Source organism: Photobacterium sp. 270122K, assembly GCF_059941365.1.
In genome coordinates this window covers 209,388-224,759 of the sequence record NZ_JBPOEN010000005.1, presented here as the reverse complement: position 1 = coordinate 224,759, position 15,372 = coordinate 209,388, and the positions used below count along the sequence as shown (strand labels likewise).

Annotated in this window: 13 protein-coding genes; 5 read left to right on the top strand and 8 right to left on the bottom strand. The window is 49.0% G+C overall.

The window, feature by feature from the left end:
• Window positions 1-25: 25 nt before the first annotated feature.
• Complete coding sequence (cra, locus tag ACSF8W_RS11515) at window positions 26-1,060, bottom strand: catabolite repressor/activator (protein WP_500847471.1); 1,035 nt, start codon at window positions 1,058-1,060, stop codon at window positions 26-28.
• Between the two features lie 387 nt (window positions 1,061-1,447).
• On the opposite strand from cra, the gene fruB reads away from it, so the two are divergent.
• Genes fruB through fruA form a run of 3 tightly spaced genes read left to right on the top strand, consistent with a single transcriptional unit; the run spans window position 1,448 to window position 5,290 of the window.
• Window positions 1,448-2,566 carry a fused PTS fructose transporter subunit IIA/HPr protein gene (gene fruB / locus ACSF8W_RS11510; protein WP_500847470.1) on the top strand — a complete coding sequence of 373 codons (1,119 nt, stop codon included), beginning with the start codon at window positions 1,448-1,450 and terminating at the stop codon, window positions 2,564-2,566.
• A 1-nt stretch (window position 2,567) separates the two neighbouring features.
• A complete protein-coding gene (pfkB, locus tag ACSF8W_RS11505) occupies window positions 2,568-3,512 on the top strand; it encodes a 1-phosphofructokinase (protein WP_500847469.1) in 945 nt (314 codons plus the stop codon).
• Between the two features lie 20 nt (window positions 3,513-3,532).
• Window positions 3,533-5,290, top strand: coding sequence for a PTS fructose transporter subunit IIBC (gene fruA / locus ACSF8W_RS11500; protein ID WP_500847468.1), 1,758 nt, complete (start codon window positions 3,533-3,535; stop codon window positions 5,288-5,290).
• Between the two features lie 376 nt (window positions 5,291-5,666).
• Here the strand turns inward: fruA and ACSF8W_RS11495 are convergent, their stop codons facing one another.
• The 4 genes from ACSF8W_RS11495 to ACSF8W_RS11480 all read right to left on the bottom strand — a co-directional run bounded on the left by ACSF8W_RS11495 (window position 5,667) and on the right by ACSF8W_RS11480 (window position 10,221).
• On the bottom strand, window positions 5,667-6,344 hold the full coding sequence (locus ACSF8W_RS11495) for a hypothetical protein (RefSeq protein WP_500847467.1): 678 nt from the start codon (window positions 6,342-6,344) through the stop codon (window positions 5,667-5,669).
• 308 nt (window positions 6,345-6,652) lie between these two features.
• Window positions 6,653-8,509 carry a maltodextrin glucosidase gene (gene malZ, locus ACSF8W_RS11490; protein WP_500847466.1) on the bottom strand — a complete coding sequence of 619 codons (1,857 nt, stop codon included), beginning with the start codon at window positions 8,507-8,509 and terminating at the stop codon, window positions 6,653-6,655.
• 150 nt (window positions 8,510-8,659) lie between these two features.
• A complete protein-coding gene (locus tag ACSF8W_RS11485) occupies window positions 8,660-9,115 on the bottom strand; it encodes a DUF4174 domain-containing protein (protein ID WP_500847465.1) in 456 nt (151 codons plus the stop codon).
• Window positions 9,116-9,297: 182 nt separating this feature from the next.
• Window positions 9,298-10,221: a LysR family transcriptional regulator gene (locus ACSF8W_RS11480; RefSeq protein WP_500847464.1), complete on the bottom strand. Its 924-nt coding sequence runs from the start codon at window positions 10,219-10,221 to the stop codon at window positions 9,298-9,300.
• Window positions 10,222-10,439: 218 nt separating this feature from the next.
• Here ACSF8W_RS11480 and ACSF8W_RS11475 point away from each other — a divergent pair, with 218 nt between their 5' ends.
• The gene (locus tag ACSF8W_RS11475) at window positions 10,440-11,633 is read left to right on the top strand and encodes a glycine C-acetyltransferase (RefSeq protein WP_428477626.1); all 1,194 of its coding nucleotides are present in this window, start codon (window positions 10,440-10,442) and stop codon (window positions 11,631-11,633) included.
• A gap of 108 nt (window positions 11,634-11,741) precedes the next feature.
• The gene (tdh, locus tag ACSF8W_RS11470; RefSeq protein ID WP_500847463.1) at window positions 11,742-12,773 is read left to right on the top strand and encodes an L-threonine 3-dehydrogenase; all 1,032 of its coding nucleotides are present in this window, start codon (window positions 11,742-11,744) and stop codon (window positions 12,771-12,773) included.
• A gap of 142 nt (window positions 12,774-12,915) precedes the next feature.
• Here the strand turns inward: tdh and ACSF8W_RS11465 are convergent, their stop codons facing one another.
• The 3 genes from ACSF8W_RS11465 to ACSF8W_RS11455 form a co-directional block, all read right to left on the bottom strand.
• Complete coding sequence (locus tag ACSF8W_RS11465; protein WP_500847462.1) at window positions 12,916-13,758, bottom strand: AraC family transcriptional regulator; 843 nt, start codon at window positions 13,756-13,758, stop codon at window positions 12,916-12,918.
• Between the two features lie 146 nt (window positions 13,759-13,904).
• A complete protein-coding gene (locus ACSF8W_RS11460; RefSeq protein ID WP_500847461.1) occupies window positions 13,905-14,123 on the bottom strand; it encodes a hypothetical protein in 219 nt (72 codons plus the stop codon).
• A gap of 10 nt (window positions 14,124-14,133) precedes the next feature.
• Complete coding sequence (locus ACSF8W_RS11455) at window positions 14,134-15,279, bottom strand: FMN-binding protein (protein ID WP_500847460.1); 1,146 nt, start codon at window positions 15,277-15,279, stop codon at window positions 14,134-14,136.
• Window positions 15,280-15,372: the final 93 nt, after the last annotated feature.

Genomic DNA, 15,372 nt, shown 5'->3' with positions numbered 1-15,372 from the left:
AGAACCATCAAGCGGTATAAGCGCCTTAACGGCGCTTTATTTTACGCGGTACCACTTCCACGCCTGCCCGATAACGTCCGGCTACCGCATTCAATGTCAGTTCCAGGGCGTTATCGGCAATCACTTCAAATTGCTGCGGCAGCGACTGAATTTTGATCGGCAAAAAATCCAACAAACGGTTATCACCAAAGGTCGCCAGTCGGGTGGTCGCCATGTGTTCAGGGTTTGCCAATAAGCCATCTAAAATCCCTTCAAACAGCGTGTAGGATGTGGCCAAAATCGCGTCTGGCAGCATGTCATTGTCTATCCACTGTTGTACCAAACGCTGGCCTTCTGCTTGACTGAAGGTGTGGCCGTAGGCGGTGATGGCGGTAAGCTCTGCTGACGGATTACCTTTTGCGGTCAACTGTTTGCCGTGCGCGCGGATCGCAGACAGGAAACCTTGTTCACGTTCTTTCGAGACGCCTAATTCTGGCACCGCACCGATCAAGCCAATGCTGTTGCCCGTATCGGGATCCGTATCGCGAAAGCTTTCCAGCAAGCTTTCGGTTAAATCAAACGCGCCGTCCAAGTCTTCACTGATCACGGAAGCGAACGTCTCATCATCTAAGGCACGGTCAATGGCAATGACTGGCACTTTGCTTTTTTGAATACGTTTGTAGAAATCGTTATCGGCCGGTAAGGCACTGGCCACAATCAGCGCATCAATACGGCGACTGAGCAGGGTGTCAGCCACTTTCATTTCGGTCTCTGCATCATCATCGGAACAGGAGATGATCAGTTGATAACCGGCTTTACGTACATTGCTTTCCAACAATTTAGCGAGCTTGGCATAACTGCTGTTTTCCAGATCCGGAATGATCAAGCCAAATGATCGGCTGCTGCCCGCACGTAAAGACGTGGCGGCATGATCCGGGCGATAGTTATGCTCATTCACCACGGCCATGACTTTGGCTTGGGTTTTCTCACTGATACGGTATTGCTGGGCTTTACCGTTAATGACATAACTGGCGGTGGTGCGTGACACACCGGCGAGTTTGGCGATTTCGTCTAATTTCATGGGAGTGTCTTACCGTCATAAACCGCTCGAATCATGTCTCTCAATGGTTGAAAAAGACAGTGGAATTCTCACAAGGAATAGAAAATTGTGCGTGAGATCATAGATCCAAAACAGATCTGGCACAGAACAATTGCAATACTAGCTGAAACCATTCAGCATGTCAGCTGAAAGGTTTCAGCCTAGCCTTACACCTTGCGATTAACACGTCTAAACGGCGCAGTATGCGTAAGCGGGTGGTACAGAACGACCATGCAGGGCGTTCAGATTAGGCTGAGACTTTTTCATTTGCTGAAAAGCTGAAACGATTCAGCTTTGAGTGGGCTAGACTTAGTAGCGGCTGACGGTCTGTACGTCAGCATGGCATGAGAACACAACGGGAGTGAACAGATGCTGTCATTATCAACCAGTGATATTCAGCTCAATCAAGTCGCGTCAAACAAGCAAGACGCGATCAAAGCCATTGCGGCAGGTTTAGAGCAGCAAGGCTTGGTCGAAAACGGCTATGTGAACGGCATGCTTAACCGTGAAGCACAGAATTCGACGTTTTTAGGTAACGGTATTGCGATCCCACACGGAACAACCGATACCCGCGATTTAGTGAAACAAACCGGTGTACGTGTGCACCATTTCCCGCAGGGTGTGAACTGGGATAACGACAAGACGGTGTACCTTGCCATTGGTATCGCTGCGAAGTCTGACGAGCACCTGGGCATTTTGAAGCAGTTGACCAAAGTGTTGTCAGCCGATGGCGTGGAAGAACGCCTGAAAAACTGTAACAGCGCAGAAGGCGTGATTGCCATTCTAAACGGTGAAGTGCAATCCGAAGCCGATGTCGACACATCACTGGTACAACTGGCGTTCCCTGCCACTGATTTGGTGCAGTTAACCGCTGTAGCCGCTGGGTTGGTGAAAAACCATCAGGCGGCGAGCAATGCCACCGTGGCGGATGCGATTGCACAAGGTGCCACCCATGTGGGTCAGGGCTTGTGGGTAGCAAAAAGCCAGAAAGAGGTAACACGTACCGCAATCTCGTTCGTGACACCAGCTGCACCGTTTGAAGATGCAGGCATCACCGTAAAAGGCCTGTTGTTTGTGGCGGCGTGTAATGGCAGTCATGGTGCAGTGATGCACAACCTTGCGCAACTGCTTTACAAAAAACAGGCAGACAAGCTGTTCACGGCTGATGCGGCTGGTGTGGTGTCACTGCTGACAGAAGAAGCGCTGGACGGCACCACCGCTGTGTTTGCGATTCGTAACCCACATGGCTTGCATGCCCGTCCGGGTGCCATGTTGGTGAGCGTAGCGAAAAAATTCAATTCAACCTTGCTGGTGGCGAACCTTAATGGTGACGGCAAAGCGGTGAATGCAAAGAGCCTGATGAAAGTGATTGCCCTTGGCGTGAAGAAAGGCCACGAGCTGCAATTCACAGCGCAAGGTGATGATGCTGATGCGGCACTGGAAGCGATTGGTCAAGCCATTGCTGATGGTCTGGGTGAGGGAAAATAAGATGAATAAACCTAAAGTTGTAACCGTTACTCTTAATCCAGCTTTGGATCTGACCGGTAGCTTATCCGTACTGACCGCCGGTACCGTGAATTTGGTGGAAAGCGGTAGCCTGCATCCGGCCGGTAAAGGCGTGAATGTGGCCAAAGTGCTGGCAGAATTGGGTGCGGATGTGACCGTGACCGGTCTGCTGGGTGCTGATAACCAAGAACCGTTTTGCCAGTTGTTCGAGCAACTGGGCGTGCAGGATGCGTTTGTGCGCGTAAATGGCGCGAGCCGCATCAACGTGAAACTGGTCGAGCAAGATGGCCGCGTGAGTGACATTAACTTCCCGGGTGTGGAAGTGAGTGCCGATGATGTTGCGGCATTTGAGAAGACCTTGTTTAGCTTGGCGGAATCGCACGATGTGTTCGTGATGGCCGGCAGCCTGCCGCGTGGTTTGTCACCGGAGCAATGTGCAGACTGGATTGCCGCGCTGCATCGCCAAGGCAAGCAAGTGTACTTCGACAGCAGTAAAGCGGCATTGGCTGCGGGCTTAAATGCGTCACCGTGGTTAGTGAAACCAAACGATGAAGAACTGTCGGATTGGGCAGGCCGCGAATTGACCACCGATGCTGAGCTGAAAACGGTCGCTGAGCAATTGGCGGATAACGGCATTGCCAACGTGGTGGTGTCACTGGGCGCCAGCGGCGTAATGTGGCTGAACCAAGATGGCTGGTTGCGTTCGCAGCCACCGAAAATGCAGGTGGTGAGTACCGTCGGTGCCGGTGATACTTTGGTCGCAGGCTTATGCTGGGGCCAACTGAATCAATGGAACAAAGAAGAGACATTACGTTTTGCAACGGCGGTATCGGCACTGGCAGTGAGTCAGGTCGGCGTTGGGGTTGAAGATATCAATCGGGTGCTTAGCGTGAAAGAAAATGTCCAAATTAGCCGCGTGAACGCGTAACTCGAGCAGAGGGGATTGAGATGAAAATTGCAGTAGTAACAGCTTGCCCAAGCGGTATCGCGAACAGCGTGATCGCGGCAGGGCTGATTGAAAAAGCCGCCGCTGATCTGAAGTGGGAAGCGAGCATTGAATGCCAGTCGAGCGTGATGTCGGTGAAAACCCTGACGGATGCACAAATTGCTGCGGCTGATGTGATTATCGTGGCTGCTGATAAAGCGGTGGACCTATCACGTTTTGCGGATAAGCGCGTATACCAGAGTGCGGTATCAGCGTGTTTTGACGACCCGAAAGCATTTCTGGAAAACGCAACAGCCAACGCTGACGTGCTGAGTGCAGCACAACTGGCCGCAACCGCACAAACAGCATCGGCGGCAGGTGTGGAAACAGAAGGCGGCGTAAAGCGCATTGTTGCGATTACCGCTTGTCCAACCGGTGTGGCACACACCTTTATGGCGGCAGAAGCGCTGGAAGAAGAAGGCCAGCGTCAAGGTCATCAAATTAAAGTGGAAACCCGTGGCTCAGTGGGCGCGAAAAACCAGCTCACGGCAGAAGAAATTGCCGCAGCGGATTTGGTGATTATCGCAGCTGACATCGAAGTGGATCTTTCTCGCTTTAATGGCAAGAAGCTGTACAAAACCAGCACCGGTCTGGCACTGAAAAAGACCACCGATGAAATGGACAAAGCGTTTGCGACGGCGACCGTGTATCAACACCAAGCCGGTGCGCAAACCGAGCAGAAACAAGAGAAAACTGGCGCATACAAACACCTGATGACCGGTGTATCCCACATGCTGCCATTGGTGGTTGCGGGGGGCTTGTCGATTGCGTTGTCATTCGTATTCGGTATCGAAGCGTTCAAAGAAGAAGGCACATTGGCCGCCGCGCTGATGACCATTGGTGGCGGCTCTGCATTTGCCTTGATGGTACCGGTATTGGCAGGCTTCATTGCTTTCTCGATTGCTGACCGTCCGGGTCTGGCACCGGGTTTGATTGGCGGTATGTTGGCAAGCACAACGGGCGCGGGTTTCTTGGGCGGTATCGTCGCGGGTTTCCTTGCCGGTTACAGTGCCAAGTGGATTGCGGATCACGTTAAGTTGCCACAATCGATGGAAGCATTAAAACCTATCCTGATCATTCCATTGGTAGCCAGTTTGTTCACCGGCCTGATCATGATTTACGTTGTGGGTGGCCCGGTTGCTGGCGCGATGACGGCACTGACCACCTTCCTGAACAACATGGGTTCTGCAAACGCCGTACTGCTGGGTATTATCCTGGGTTGTATGATGTGTTTCGATCTCGGTGGCCCGGTCAACAAAGCGGCATACACTTTCGGTGTGGGTTTGCTGGCCTCACAAACGTACGCACCCATGGCGGCGGTCATGGCGGCAGGTATGGTGCCGGCATTGGGTATGGGCTTGGCGACGTTCTTGGCGAAACGTAAGTTTAATGCCAGTGAAAGTGAAGCGGGTAAAGCATCATTCGTGTTAGGTCTGTGTTTTATCTCTGAAGGCGCTATTCCATTTGCGGCGCGCGATCCAATGCGAGTGATCCCAAGCTGTATGGCGGGTGGTGCACTCACCGGTGCGTTGTCGATGCTGTTTGGCGCAAAACTGATGGCACCTCACGGCGGTTTGTTTGTGCTGTTCATCCCGAATGCGATCACGCCAGTGTTCATGTACTTGGTCGCGATTGCGGCAGGTACGCTGGTAACGGGTGTGACGTATGCGATGCTTAAAAAGCCGGATGAAGAGATGCTGGCAGCCGTCAATGCAAAGTAAGAAGCATTTATTTGCTATCTCGGTTCACTGAACTCGAACTATCCATAATATTGGACAGGTCGTAAAATACAGTGAATAAAAGAAGCCCCGACATACGTAATGTCGGGGCTTTTTGCCACCGCCGCCTACTATTTTGTTGCGTTTGCCCTAAACCCAATTCGGGATGATAGTGTGTTGATTCCCCCAAATTACACAATGTGTAAAGCACAAAACACTATCGACATACGTATATTGTGTAGACATTCCTTGCGATAAAAAATGAAAGCGCATGATGTTGTCTAATTATTATTCCCCAATTATTGTGACTCTTTTTTTCGTGTTTCTTATTATGGTATTGCTGATTATAGTATTTTAAGTATTTATTGTTTTTTGATGATTACCTTTCTTCTGCTGCTAACAAAAGATCTTCCCCGTTAACGATTAATAGATACGATTTCCCTATATCTAAATCACAAATATCGGTTGGGTTCGCCCCAAGGTACAATTCCCCACTACAATTTTCTAAGGTCATATGCGGTGAAAATTTGCCTTTTTTAACTTCCATGGTTGATACCGCTGTCGACACCACTTGTACCCAAGTATCAGCGATAGAAAAAATGCGGATATGGTACTTATCTTCAAGCGGGGCGGGCATTTCCACATCGGTAGACAAGGTCAATTCATCCCCGTCTTGCCACGCAATCGCCCACAATTTCTCGGTGTCATTGAGTACCACATCATTGACTTCCGTTTGTTCCGTTTGGCTGTTGGTATCTTCAATACCGATATCAATTCTCATCGGTGAAGCAGATGTCCAACTAATGCCATGATACTGGGTGTCATAATTAGGATTAGACGCCACTTTGTTACCCGTATCAAATAATGGATTGGTGTCTCCAGTTTCTCGAATGTAAAAATCCACGGGTTGCGATGAAATATTGACAAGATCAATACCAATCTTTCTAACACTGATGTCATCCATGGAATTCACTGTCGGCGCCGGGCTATCGCTGGAGCCGCCGCCACAGGCGATTAATAAAGCGGTTGTCATTGCTGTTAGCGCTGGCCTAATCATGTTAGGAACCTCGTTATCATTATTTCTGAAGCTCAAATTAAGCATATTTCAAGAATGGAAAGTTTTTTGGTGAATAACAGGGATAAAAATCAGAAATAAATAAGTGACTGAAAAACTATCATTTTATTGCTCTCATGAATGAGATTAGTGCTGAGACAAAGATAAGAAACTCATATTGGCACGTTTTTTACGAAAATAGGGAGAGATATCACGTTAAAGAAAATGCTGTGTGGCTAAAAATACGCGAAAATAAAAAGCGGATCCCAAATGAGGATCCGCACTTGTCATTCATCGCCTGTTTCAAGCATTTACGCCCTTACCGACAGCAACATCCCTTCTTTGCCTGCCAAGGTCAGGGTCAGGATGCCGTCTTTCACTTCCCACTCATCGCGGGTGAAACTCTCCACCACATTGGCGTTGTTTACGCCAATTTTCCACATCGGAATAGATAGTGTTTTCGCGTATTGGCTGTTGTTGATCAAACAGATCTGCTGTTCCTCACCGTAAGAACGGGCAAACACCAACTGCTGATGTTCGGCGTATAGCCATTGCAGACTGCCGGATTGAAGGGCAGGGGATTGCTTACGCTGCGAAATCAAATGTTGTAGATAATCAAACATCGGATGCGGTGTCTCAGTACGTTCCCACGGGAAGCAGCGGCGGTTATCCGGATCTTGCCCGCCTTCCAGTGCCACTTCGGTACCGTAATACACACATGGCGTGCCGACATAAGTGAATAGCATCAGCAAGGCCAATTTCATGGTGTCGGTATCACCATCCAGCAGCGTGAGGAAACGCATGGTGTCATGGCTGTCGAGCTGATTAAGCTGTGACAGCTGATTGAACCACGGGATTTTACTGCGCGCTTCGTTTAGCCAGTCAACCAACACTTCCGCATCAATGTGGCAGCTGTGGTAGCTGATGTCTTGATGGGCAAAGAAGGCGCGCAGTGGGTGGGCGAAACCGTAATAGTTCATCGCACCGTCTTCTTGATCGCCATGCAGCCAGGATGTGGCTTCAAAGAAATGTTCGCCTAACACGAAACAGTCCGGGTTCACGGATTTGGCGGCGTTGCGGAACGCTTTTACGTAATGGGCGTTATTTTTCGCGCCTTCCCCTTCGCCCAGCATATGGATCACGTCAAAGCGCCAGCCATCAATGTTGTAAGGTGGACGTACCCAGCTTTTGATCACCGCATCGTCACCGGCGTAGATATAATCCTGTACCTCCGGATTAGAGAAGTTCAGCTTCGGTAAGCTGTCGATGCCTTTCCAGCCAATGTAATCGTTGCTGTCGCCACTGAATTGATAGAAATTGCGATAAGGTGAATCGGGATAATTGAAAGCGCCGTGTGTCTCGGCTTGCTTGCCGTAACGATCAAACCACGGGTGATCAACAGACGTGTGGTTGTAGACCGCATCCAGCATGATTTTCATGTCACGCTGGTGTAAGTCAGCCACCATGTCGACAAATTGGGTGTTGGTGCCTAAATGCGGGTCGATATTGCGGTAGTCAGCGGTGTCGTACTTGTGATTGCTGGGGGCGGTAAAAATGGGGTTGAGATACAGGGCCGTGACGCCAAGATCTTGCAAGTAATCCAGCTTATCGTGAATGCCTTGTAAGTCACCGCCAAAAAATTCATTCGGCCCGTTCTGGCCATGTTCTGAAACCGGGTGTCCCCATGGCAGCGCAATAGTGGGACGTTCATCGCCACGCAGGCAATATTCATCGGTTTTGACGCTGATAGACGGATCGCCATTGTGGAAGCGGTCCGGGAAAATTTGGTAGAAAACCTGAGATTGCATCCATGCGGGCGGCTGGTGGACACGGTTGTATTTGAAATGGCTTTCTCGCCCCGGTACACGTGGGCTCACACCGTTACCGTGTAACCACCATTGACGACTGTTTTGCATGATTTTGAAACAGTAGTGCGTAATGGGTTGGTCGTTATTGAGCGGGATACTCGCATGCCAATATTGCAGGCGATTACGTTGCTCACCGCGCGTCATGTCGATGAGCTCTTCTTCATTGTCAGGGTCACAACGAACGAAAATGGTAGAGATGAGTGTGTCGGCTTCACTGACAAGGGTTAAATGCAGCTGATGTTCGGTGATTGCTACCCAATTCGGGTCTTGTCCATGATAGAAAAAGGGCTTATTGGTCATTGTTGTATTGCCTATAGAGTCATTGGAAAAGTATCAATATGAATATCAACATCTACCATACTGCTTTTGGCAATAAAGAGAATCCTCCTCCGTCAAATTTTAGAGGCGTAGCAAGGGGCGTAGAGTGTTACCGCGTGTAAAACGCGAGCGCTAGATGGAACAGCGCCCCGTTGGCATGTATGCCATCTCTTTGATACGTAAGGGCATACGGTCAATCAGTGACGTGATGTACTGCCAATTGGTTTCTTTTCCCCAACGGTGCTTTTCTTGGCCATCTTTGCCCACCAAAATGGCTGTGTGGCTATCGGTGGCAATACCGTATTTTTCCGTCAGCAACGTGATTTCTTCAGGGCTAAACAGGTTATCCGGTTTGTTGTAGCCATCTTGGGTGATCACGATGACTTGAATATCCCGCTCTTTTAATTGGCAGTTATTCATCAGGGTTTCTTTCACAAAGGTTTTGACGTGCTGATCATGCACAGGGGCAAAGAAGAGAATGCTGCGGTGGTTCCAGTGCATGGAGCCCATCGGATAAGCCTGCGCGGTTGCAATCATGCCACACAGTGAAGAGGTCAACAGTAAACCGAACACGAGCCAAAGTTTCATCGTCGTTTCCTTACTTGCATAACGGTAAGGGAGTGAGAGAGCGAAGTGATGGGGGAGCCCGTTATCACTTCACGCATTCATAACTAACGACAATCCTGTCAAAAGGGATCAAAGCCGAGACGGTGTCTTGTTCTTAGTATTGTGTCTTTGCAAGTATATACCGAACTGCTAGATGGCGCCGATTAAGAAACTGTGTACTCAGACAGGTGCGCCGTCACGTAATCAATAAACACCCGTAAACGGGCAGGCATGAACTTGGTCTGCGCAAACTGCAACGCGATATCACCTTGGTAGTTGCCTTTGATCGTCCAATCCGCCAAGACCGGGCTGACTTGGCCGTCAGCTAAGGCTTGTTTAATGACAAAGTCCGGGAAAATGCCGATACCAAAGCCGTCAATCACGCCTTTTAAGCGCATTTGTGAGTGATTCACCGCATAGCGACCTTTTACCGCAACGGTGTGGGCTTCATTGTCTTTCACGAAATCCCAGATGTGATCTGTGGTGGTTTCCCCCAAATACAGACAATCATGCTGACGCAAATCCGTTGGGTGAACCGGCGTGCCGCGTTCGGCTAAATAGTCAGGGCTGGCACACAGGCGTAAGCTGACTTTCCCCATGTGTTTGACGACTAAACCTTCGCTGGGTTTTTCTGTGAGGCGAAATACCGCATCAATCCCTTCTGATATCAAATCAATCTCGCCATCGGTGGCTTTGAGCTTGAGCTCAATGTCCGGGTATTGCAGCAGAAACGGCTTCACCATCGGTTGCAGCACTATGCTTAAAAAGGCTTTCGGCGCCGCGACAGTCAGGGAGCCTGATGGGTTAGCGTGTTCAGAGCTGGTGAACTCCACCGCTTGTTTGGTGGCTTCCAACAGGGTACAGCATTGGTTGTAGATCCCCTTGCCGGATTCGGTGATCACCAACTTGCGGGTGGTGCGTTCAAGCAGCTTGGCTGACAGGGTATGTTCAAGGCGTGAAAGCTGTTTACTCAGGGCGGAAGGGGTCACGCCCAGTTTTTTGGCCGCAGCCGTGAAGCTGCCTTCATCCACGACGATTTTGAAGATCGCCAGTTCTGGCATAAGGGCAATCAGTTTATTAGTGTTCATGGGGCAAGAGTCCTTTTCCAGTGGAAGGGATAATAGTCTGAATGCGCTTTGATTAAAATGATTACCGACTAAATCCAGTGAAATGAACATAAACTGTTTAATGGAACTATTAAAAGGGAGACAGAGTATCCTGTTTGCCTTGGTCGAATGTGGTAAAACCCTTAATTCACAGGGAAAACAGCCCGCATCGGCAATAAAAGAATCTTGAGAGGAACATCATGTCTGCTGCATTTTACGATCAAATCAATCAGCAATTAGAAGAAGTAAAAGCTGAAGGTCTTTACAAGTCTGAACGTGTGATCACATCGGCGCAAAAAGCGTCTGTATCAATCAGCACGGGTGCGGAAGTGTTGAACTTCTGTGCAAATAACTATTTAGGTCTGGCTAACCACCCTGAGCTGATTGAAGCAGCGAAAGTGGGTATGGATGAGCACGGCTTCGGCATGGCCTCTGTTCGCTTCATTTGTGGTACACAAGATTCTCACAAAGCCCTAGAGCAGAAGCTATCGACTTTCCTTGGCATGGAAGACACGATCCTTTACACCTCGTGCTTCGATGCAAACACCGGTTTGTTTGAAACCATCCTAGACGCAGAAGATGCGATCATCTCTGACGCCCTAAACCACGCGTCTATCATTGATGGTGTTCGCTTGTGTAAAGCGAAGCGTTTCCGTTACTCCAACAACAACATGGAAGAGCTAGAAGCACAGCTGATCGCCGCTAAAGAAGCTGGCGCACGTCACACGTTGATCGTGACTGACGGCGTGTTCTCAATGGACGGCGTCGTGGCAAACTTGCCTGCTATCTGTGACTTGGCTGACAAGTACAACGCATTGGTAATGGTAGATGACTCTCACGCTGTTGGCTTCATGGGCGCGAACGGTCGCGGTACCCACGAATACCATGACGTGATTGAGCGTATCGACATCATCACCGGTACCCTAGGTAAAGCCATGGGCGGTGCGTCAGGCGGTTATACTTCGGGTAAGAAAGAAGTGATTGACTGGTTGCGTCAGCGTTCTCGTCCGTACCTGTTCTCAAACTCTGTGGCACCTGCGATTGTTGCGGCGTCTCTACGTGTATTGGATTTGCTGGCTGAAAGCGGTTCACTGCGTGATCACCTATGGGATAACGCGGCACACTTCCGTGCACGTATGGAAGGCGCAGGCTTCACCATGGGCGGTGCGGATCACGCAATCATTCCAATCATGCTGGGTGATGCAAAAGTAGCAGCAGAATTTGCTGAGCGAGCACTGGAAAAAGGCATCTACGTGGTCGGTTTCTCATTCCCAGTAGTACCAAAAGGCCAAGCACGTATCCGTACACAAATGTCAGCGGCGCACAGCCGTGAACAACTTGATCGTGCTATTGATGTGTTTATCGAAGTGGGCCGTGACATGGGCATCATCTAATTCATCTAGATGAATACATCAAAATAGAGATGTGGCGTCATTGAACGCGACAAACACACAGAAGATTTCTTTGCTTCGCATTGCGCGGGGCAGTAGTGAGAAAACACAATGAAAATTAAAGCACTATCAAAGCTAAAGCCTGAAGAAGGCATCTGGATGACCGAGGTTGATAAACCTGAAATGGGTCACAACGACATCCTGATCAAAATTAAGAAGACCGCAATCTGTGGTACCGACGTACACATCTACAACTGGGATGAGTGGTCACAAAAGACCATTCCTACGCCTATGGTTGTGGGTCACGAATACGTGGGTGAAATTGTGGCTATCGGTCAGGAAGTGCGTGGTTTTGCTATTGGCGACCGCGTGTCTGGTGAAGGTCACATCACTTGTGGTCACTGCCGTAACTGTCGTGGCGGCCGTACTCACCTGTGCCGTAACACCATCGGTGTGGGCGTAAACCGCGAAGGTGCGTTTGCTGAATACTTGGTGATCCCTGCGTTCAACGCATTTAAGATCCCTAAAGGCATCTCTGATGACCTAGCGTCTATCTTTGACCCGTTCGGTAACGCGGTACACACTGCGCTGTCTTTCGACCTAGTAGGTGAAGATGTGCTGATCACCGGCGCTGGCCCAATCGGTATCATGGCGGCAGCGGTAGCAAAACACGTAGGTGCTCGTCACGTTGTAATCACTGATGTGAACGAATACCGTTTGGATCTAGCGCGCAAGATGGGCGTAACCCGTGCGGTTAACGTAGCAGAAGAGAAGTTGGAAGATGTGATGTCCGATTTGGGCATGACAGAAGGTTTCGATGTGGGCCTTGAAATGTCAGGTAACCCATCTGCATTCAATTCTATGCTGAAAACCATGAACCACGGTGGCCGTATTGCGTTGCTGGGTATTCCACCATCAGACATGGGTATCGACTGGAACCAAGTGATCTTCAAAGGCTTGGTGATCAAAGGTATCTACGGTCGTGAAATGTTTGAAACCTGGTACAAGATGGCATCTCTGATCCAGTCTGGTCTGGATCTCACACCAATCATCACGCACCACTACAAGATCGATGACTTCCAAGCAGGCTTCGATGTGATGCGTTCAGGTATGTCAGGTAAAGTGATCCTGGATTGGGAGTAAGGGCACGACAAGGTCAAGTTAGACTGGTTGCGGTTTAACCCATCAAATTGTTGCCCATACAGCTAAACAGTAAAAAGGTGTCTCATTTTTCAATGGGACACCTTTTTTATTAACGTTATATACCTCCTACACGGAGGCATTTTCATTGATTCCTCAATCCTATCCGGCACAGTTGACGAAAATCTTTTGGGCTGACGCCAGTATGACGTTTAAAGAATTTGGTCATATTGGTGGCTTCGTTAAAACCAAGTTCGGCGGCGATGTCCGCAATGGCGTATTGACTGAAGGCCAGTTGTCGCTTGGCTTCAATCAGCACCCGCTCATCCAGCAACTCTTTTACGCTAATGCCTGCATTGTCTCTGGCGAGTTTGTCTAATTGGCGAACACTTTTGCCTAATATTAGCGCTATTTGTGCAACCGAAGGACGTTGGCTGAAGTGTTCATCAATGTGGTTTTTTAGGCGGTAAAAATCGTTGGTTGCAAGTGTTTGAGAAGAGGTCACACCTTGTTTGTAAATAGGAACAATCGATTTTAATAAAATGGTGCGCAATAGATTTCGCATTATTCCGCAACGAAATTCAGAATCAGAGTAAAATTCATTGACCATGATGCGAAGAAGCGCGTCGATTTCAGGGCTGACATCGTCAACGCAATTGATTTTGACTAATGCGGCAGTAATGGAATCAAAATAAGGGTCCTCTCTACTTTCATTTAAAAAGGTGCAGTTAAAGGGGATCACAAAACCATCAACAGTACGTTTTTTGGCAAAGGCGTGGATCTGGTTTTTACCTAGCACAATGAGTGTGCCTTTTTTCAACTGATAACGTTGGTGGTCAATGTAGTGCACCCCTGCACCGTCAGTAATATAGATCAGTGCACTAAAGTTAACGCGATGATGAGCAGTGATCTCTTCCAGTCTCCGCGCAGCATAAAGCTCCGAAACTCGGTGCATGTAAGGATTGGTTAATCCAGATTCAGCGCGCATACGCTCAATGGGAATGCTTTTACAACACATAGAGGAGCTCAAAAGTGGCAACCGCTCTCAGCAAATAGACAAGTGCGGACTTGTTGCTTTGCACCGAATGGTTGCATCAAAAGATAGAGAGCATTATTTAAGGAATCGGTACTTGATCAGTACTCTACGGCTTCCAAATCTAATGCCAGTTTTTTATAGTCGATTTGCGGCATACTCTCTACGACTTCCGTCGTTTTTTCTACTCGCTTAGTCACACTGTGAAGCAATTGCTGCTGACTTTTCTCTTTATTTAAAGTGATCACACTGGTCGCAAGCTGCAATAGGATCACAACTGAAGCCAAACAGTAAAAAGCGAACGAGATTCGTTGTCTCATGATGTTATCCCTATTTGATCGCCCTACGGAGAGCTTTATTTTTTTGACTACGTGTTTGTTTAGCCCAGTTTTTATTGAACACAAGGAAGTCGGTCATTGCATTGACAGGGCATAAGCTTTGGCACCAAGGTCGCCGTACGACGAGAGACGTCAAAAGAATCATCACGGTCAGTACGAATAGGTACATGCCGCCAATCATGCCAAAGGCAATGCCGAATGGTTCATACACAAACCCCGCCGGGCTGCGGAAATACGCGCCTAAGCATAAGGTCGCAAGCAGCAGTATGCGCGGAAACCAGATAAAGATCTCATGACGAACAGGCGACGCTTTGGCATTGCCTACTTTCGCTAAGCATTTTTGCACGGCACCAAATGGACACAAGCTCTCGCAGTACAAGTTACGGTTGTAATAAAAGATGTAACCGATACTCAGTGCCAGCAAGATAAAGGGTGTGTAGTTGGCGACACCGGAAATCCATGAACCATAAATAGCGCCACCCATGGTGGAAGCGGAATACAGTGAAGCCGAATGGAAGCCAAATAAGAGGGTAGAGCCCGCTAAGAGCGCGGTATTCATTTTCACTTTGTGTGCAGAGCGAGTACGGCTCACCCAGACGGCAAGTGCAAAAAAGGCCAAAGCAGCCGCATCCAACCACTTGAAATAGCCCCACACGGATACCGGTTCAGAAAGTCGATAGCCAAACAGTGCCTCACGAACAGGGTCGGCCGCTTGCTCTACCGCGAGGGTATAGGCGTTCGACGTTAACGTGGCGCCTGTCACCCCATCTGCGGTAAGTGCGCGTTTGATCGATTGGCCTAACAGGCTTTCAGGGAGTTTCTCTTCCACCACTTTATCGAAGTAAGAGCTGGTTTCTTTTGAAGAAAGTAAAGAGATGGTGTCGACGTCTCCCGTTGGGCTAAACACCACCCCAACGGCAAGTTCGCCGCCATAGCCAATTCCTGTGCCAAAGCTCACCCACTTAGCGTTTGCTTTGTTGCCATCCACTTCAACCAATTGATACAAATCAGCCGAAACTTCCACGAGTTCACTACTCGCCGAGGAAACGTGATCAATGAATTGGGAGAGTGAGGTGTCGGTACGTAAACCACCCAAATACCATGAAAAGATCAGCAGCAAAATGGAGCCAACGCTCATGATCTTTTCAACGCTTTTGTTGTTTTTTTTCTTTTGTTTTCGTTCAGACATAACATTAACAAGCCACCAGTGAATACAGTACGGGTGGCTTGC

Bases quoted from the DNA above. Each gene is read 5' to 3' on its own strand.
- cra (WP_500847471.1), bottom strand. From the start codon at position 1,060: ATGAAATTAGACGAAATCGCCAAACTCGCCGGTGTGTCACGCACCACC.
- fruB (WP_500847470.1), top strand. From the start codon at position 1,448: ATGCTGTCATTATCAACCAGTGATATTCAGCTCAATCAAGTCGCGTCA.
- pfkB (WP_500847469.1), top strand. From the start codon at position 2,568: ATGAATAAACCTAAAGTTGTAACCGTTACTCTTAATCCAGCTTTGGAT.
- fruA (WP_500847468.1), top strand. From the start codon at position 3,533: ATGAAAATTGCAGTAGTAACAGCTTGCCCAAGCGGTATCGCGAACAGC.
- ACSF8W_RS11495 (WP_500847467.1), bottom strand. From the start codon at position 6,344: ATGATTAGGCCAGCGCTAACAGCAATGACAACCGCTTTATTAATCGCC.
- malZ (WP_500847466.1), bottom strand. From the start codon at position 8,509: ATGACCAATAAGCCCTTTTTCTATCATGGACAAGACCCGAATTGGGTA.
- ACSF8W_RS11485 (WP_500847465.1), bottom strand. From the start codon at position 9,115: ATGAAACTTTGGCTCGTGTTCGGTTTACTGTTGACCTCTTCACTGTGT.
- ACSF8W_RS11480 (WP_500847464.1), bottom strand. From the start codon at position 10,221: ATGAACACTAATAAACTGATTGCCCTTATGCCAGAACTGGCGATCTTC.
- ACSF8W_RS11475 (WP_428477626.1), top strand. From the start codon at position 10,440: ATGTCTGCTGCATTTTACGATCAAATCAATCAGCAATTAGAAGAAGTA.
- tdh (WP_500847463.1), top strand. From the start codon at position 11,742: ATGAAAATTAAAGCACTATCAAAGCTAAAGCCTGAAGAAGGCATCTGG.
- ACSF8W_RS11465 (WP_500847462.1), bottom strand. From the start codon at position 13,758: ATGCGCGCTGAATCTGGATTAACCAATCCTTACATGCACCGAGTTTCG.
- ACSF8W_RS11460 (WP_500847461.1), bottom strand. From the start codon at position 14,123: ATGAGACAACGAATCTCGTTCGCTTTTTACTGTTTGGCTTCAGTTGTG.
- ACSF8W_RS11455 (WP_500847460.1), bottom strand. From the start codon at position 15,279: ATGAGCGTTGGCTCCATTTTGCTGCTGATCTTTTCATGGTATTTGGGT.